Origin of the sequence: Polaromonas sp. (assembly GCF_030682935.1) — a bacterium.
Lineage (GTDB): Bacteria > Pseudomonadota > Gammaproteobacteria > Burkholderiales > Burkholderiaceae_C > Polaromonas.
Map to the genome: position 1 here is coordinate 1 of NZ_JAUXNA010000085.1, position 4,504 is coordinate 4,504.

At 55.3% G+C, this 4,504-nt stretch carries 4 protein-coding genes; all 4 read left to right on the forward strand.

Annotated elements, in window-relative coordinates:
• Positions 1 to 68 precede the first annotated feature (68 nt).
• Entirely contained in the window at positions 69 to 560 is a 492-nt protein-coding gene (gene ilvN, locus Q8K05_RS03305; protein ID WP_293465108.1) for an acetolactate synthase small subunit, read from the forward strand.
• Between the two features lie 93 nt (positions 561 to 653).
• A complete protein-coding gene (gene ilvC / locus Q8K05_RS03310) occupies positions 654 to 1,670 on the forward strand; it encodes a ketol-acid reductoisomerase (RefSeq protein ID WP_305245102.1) in 1,017 nt (338 codons plus the stop codon).
• Between the two features lie 229 nt (positions 1,671 to 1,899).
• A complete protein-coding gene (pssA, locus tag Q8K05_RS03315) occupies positions 1,900 to 2,712 on the forward strand; it encodes a CDP-diacylglycerol--serine O-phosphatidyltransferase (protein ID WP_305245103.1) in 813 nt (270 codons plus the stop codon).
• A 265-nt stretch (positions 2,713 to 2,977) separates the two neighbouring features.
• Positions 2,978 to 4,504: 2-isopropylmalate synthase (locus tag Q8K05_RS03320; protein ID WP_305245104.1), on the forward strand; the 1,527-nt coding region annotated here is incomplete at its 3' end.

Genomic DNA, 4,504 nt, shown 5'->3' on the forward strand with positions numbered 1-4,504 from the left:
AATCTATTGACTGCCGAGTCTGCGCATTACCGTGCGCGGAGGAGGGCAGCGAAAAGAGGAATCTTCTTATGAAACACATCATTGCAGTTTTGCTGGAAAACGAGCCGGGCGCTCTTTCCCGTGTCGTCGGCCTTTTTTCGGCCCGCGGCTACAACATTGAAAGCCTGACCGTCGCGCCGACGGAAGACCCGACGCTGTCCCGTATGACAATCCAGACCTCGGGTTCGGATGACGTGATCGAGCAGATCACCAAACACCTGAACCGCCTGATTGAAGTGGTCAAGGTGGTTGACCTGACTGAAGGCTCCTACACCGAGCGCGAGCTCATGATGGTCAAGGTGCGCGCGGTCGGCAAGGAGCGCGAAGAAATGAAGCGCATGGCTGATATATTTCGTGGGCGGATTATCGATGTGACTGAAAAAAGTTACACGATTGAGCTGACGGGCGACCAATCCAAAAACGATGCGTTTCTCGAGGCTCTCGACCGCAGCGCAATCCTGGAAACGGTGCGAACCGGTTCAAGCGGCATTGGCCGTGGCGAACGAATTCTGAGAGTTTGAACTTGCCAGTACTGGCGTGAGGGCCTCGCTTGCGGCGCCCAAACCCGATTTGGTTAATTTTTTGATTTATTTGTGATTATTTAGGAGCGAGTGATGAAAGTTTTTTACGACAAAGATTGCGATTTGAGCTTGATCAAGGGTAAGACGGTAGCCATCATTGGCTACGGTAGCCAAGGCCACGCACATGCCCAGAATTTGAACGAGAGCGGCGTGAAAGTTGTCGTCGGTCTGCGTAAAGGCGGTGCCTCATGGCCCAAAGTTGAAAAAGCCGGCTTGCAGGTGGCCGAAGTGGCTGATGCGGTCAAAGCTGCTGATGTGGTGATGGTTTTGTTGCCAGACGAGCAAATTGGCGCTGTTTACAAAAACGATATCGCTCCCCACATCAAGCAGGGTGCATCGCTGGTGTTTGCGCATGGTTTCAATGTGCATTACGGCTGCGTGATTCCGCGTGCTGACCTTGACGTCTGGATGGTCGCGCCGAAAGCCCCGGGCCACACCGTGCGCAACACCTACACGCAAGGCGGCGGCGTGCCTCACTTGGTCGCTGTGCATCAGGATAAGTCCGGCAAAGCCCGTGACCTGGCCCTGAGCTATGCCATGGCCAATGGCGGCGGCAAGGCTGGCATCATTGAAACCAACTTCCGCGAAGAAACCGAAACCGACTTGTTCGGCGAGCAGGCCGTGCTGTGCGGTGGTGCTGTCGAGCTCATCAAGGCCGGTTTCGAAACGCTGGTGGAAGCCGGTTACGCGCCGGAAATGGCCTACTTCGAATGCCTGCACGAGCTCAAGCTGATCGTGGACCTGATCTACGAAGGCGGCATTGCCAACATGAACTACTCCATCTCGAACAATGCCGAGTATGGCGAGTATGTGACCGGTCCCCGCATCGTGACCGAAGACACCAAGAACGCCATGCGCGCTGTGCTGAAAGACATCCAGACCGGCGAATACGCCAAGAGCTTCCTGCTCGAGAACATCGCTGGCGCGCCTACCTTGATCAGCCGCCGCCGTTTGAACGCCGAGCACCAGATTGAGCAAGTGGGCGGAAAACTCCGTGCCATGATGCCCTGGATCGCAAAAAACAAGCTCGTCGATCAGACGCGTAACTGATTTCGGATTTAATCAGGTTTTTTCCTGCAAGAAGCCGCGCAGGTCTTGCGCGGCTTTTTCAATGGCGGATGCAAACTTATAGACTGCTGACTTGGTATTTACGGACTGGTAGGATCAATGGGCGCTTTCTTGCGCGGCGCCAGGTTTCGTACCGGTGGTTCGAGATTTAAATTTGCTATTAATTTAATAGCTGGTTGCGCGCAAAAGTCGTGCTTAAGGAGTGTTTTTTATGCATGATGGCGAGGAATCCGTCCAAATGACCGAAGGGGTCGTGCCACGCAAGCGTCGCAAGGGCATTTACATACTGCCCAATTTATTTACGCTGGCCGCCCTGTTTGGCGGCTTTTACGCCATCGTCATGGCCATGAACGGGCGGTTTGACCAGGCCGCCATCGGTGTATTTGCAGCCATGGTGCTCGACAGCCTGGATGGCCGGATCGCTCGCATGACCAATACGCAGAGTGCCTTTGGCGAGCAGATGGACTCTCTGTCGGACATGGTGTCTTTCGGGGCCGCCCCCGCACTGATTGCGTACGTCTGGGCCCTGACCAGCCTGGGGCGCTGGGGCTGGATCGGCGCGTTTGTCTATTGCGCCTGCGCCGCGCTGCGCCTGGCGCGCTTCAATGTCAATACTGCGGTGGTTGACAAGCGCTTTTTTCAGGGCTTGCCTTCGCCGGCTGCAGCGGCTCTGGTGGCCGGTTTTATCTGGTTGATGACCGAAGCGGGTATCAGCGGGCAGGACGTTCGCTGGCCGACGTTTGGACTGATGCTGTACGCCGGTCTGACGATGGTCACCAATGTGCCTTTTTACAGCTTTAAGGATGTGCAGATGAAGCGCAGTGTGCCCTTTGTGGTCATTGTCCTGATTGCGCTCGGAATCGCGGCCATCAACATTGATCCTCCAACTGTGATATTTTCTTTGTTTGTACTGTATGGCTTGTCTGGTTACGTACTGTATGGCTGGCGCAAAGTCAAAGGTCAGCAGACCAGCGTCATTTCAACCTCGACGGATGAGCCCGATGAGCGCGGGCTCCATGAATAAATTGTGGTAAATTCGGCAAATGAAAAAGATTTCGCTAGCACTACTGCTAACTGCCAACGGGCGGAGACGGTAGCGTACGCGTACACCTGATTCAACGGCCCGTTTGCACCAGCAACGGGCCGTTTTTTTTGGGTTGCTGGATTTTTTAAATACGGAAACTTTGATCAAGTTGAAACAGGCTGCCAGCTTGGAGCAGATCGTAAAACCGATTTTTGCTGCCGTTGTAGCTTGAGGCATCAAGTTGAAAACCTAAGGAAAACGTGCGATGACTGAGAAACTCATTATTTTTGACACCACCTTGCGCGATGGCGAGCAGTCCCCTGGCGCTTCCATGACCCGCGACGAAAAGCTGCGCATTGCCCGCCAGCTTGAACGCCTGAAAGTCGATGTGATTGAGGCCGGCTTTGCAGCGAGTTCCAATGGCGATTTCGAGTGCGTCAAAGCGATTGCAGAGGTTATCAAGGATTCCACCATCTGCTCGCTGGCCCGCGCCAACGACCGCGATATTTCCCGTGCGGCCGAAGCGCTCAAACCGGCCAATTCAGGCCGCATGCACCTGTTTTTGGCCACCAGTGCCTTGCATATGGAAAAGAAGTTGCGCATGACGCCTGACCAGGTGTTTGAGCAAGCCAGACTCTCGGTGCGTTTCGCGCGCAACCTCATGGGCGACATCGAGTTCAGTCCCGAAGACGGTTACCGTTCTGACCCGGACTTTTTGTGCCGGGTGCTTGAAGCCGTGATCAACGAAGGGGCGACCACCATCAACGTACCAGACACGGTGGGTTACGCCATTCCCGAACTCTACGGCAATTTCATCAAGAACCTGCGCGAGCGTATTCCCAACAGCGACAAAGCCATCTGGTCCGTGCATTGCCACAACGACCTCGGCATGGCCGTCGCCAATTCACTGGCGGGCGTCAAGATTGGCGGCGCACGTCAGGTGGAATGCACCATCAACGGTTTGGGTGAACGTGCGGGCAACTGCTCGCTTGAAGAAGTCGTGATGGCCGTCAAGACGCGCAAGGATTACTTCGGCCTCGACGTCGGCATCGACACCAGGCACATTCTGGCTACCAGCCGCATGGTGAGCCAGACCACCGGCTTCGTGGTGCAGCCCAACAAGGCGGTGGTAGGGGCAAACGCTTTTGCCCACGCTTCAGGTATCCACCAGGACGGCGTGCTCAAGGCGCGTGACACCTACGAGATCATGCGGGCTGAAGACGTAGGCTGGACCGCCAACAAGATCGTGCTGGGGAAATTGAGTGGCCGCAACGCGTTCAAGCAACGGTTGCAGGAGCTTGGCGTTTCGATGGAAAGCGAAGCGGACATTAACCATGCATTCACCAGGTTCAAGGACCTTGCAGACAGGAAGAGTGAAATTTTTGACGAGGATATCCTTGCCTTGGTGAGTGATGAAAGCGTCGCTCATGACAATGAACAGTACGGTTTCGTGTCGCTGTCCCAGCACAGCGAAACCGGCGAGCGGCCCCAGGCACGCGTTGTGTTCACGGTAGAGGGCAAAGAAATCACCAGCGAATCAGACGGCAACGGCCCCGTTGACGCCTCCCTCAAAGCGATCGAATCACACGTCAGGAGCGGTGCAGAAATGGTGCTGTATTCTGTGAACGCCATCAGCGGATCCACAGAAAGCCAGGGGGAAGTGACGGTGCGTTTGCAAAATAGCGGACGCGTCGTGAACGGTGTGGGCGCTGACCCCGACATCGTGGTGGCGTCTGCGAAGGCTTATTTAAGTGCTTTGAACAAACTTCAAAGTAAAGCTGATCGTGTGGCT

Excerpts from the sequence above, each read along its gene's own strand:
- ilvN (WP_293465108.1), top strand. The coding sequence starts at position 69 with ATGAAACACATCATTGCAGTTTTGCTGGAAAACGAGCCGGGCGCTCTT.
- ilvC (WP_305245102.1), top strand. The coding sequence starts at position 654 with ATGAAAGTTTTTTACGACAAAGATTGCGATTTGAGCTTGATCAAGGGT.
- pssA (WP_305245103.1), top strand. The coding sequence starts at position 1,900 with ATGCATGATGGCGAGGAATCCGTCCAAATGACCGAAGGGGTCGTGCCA.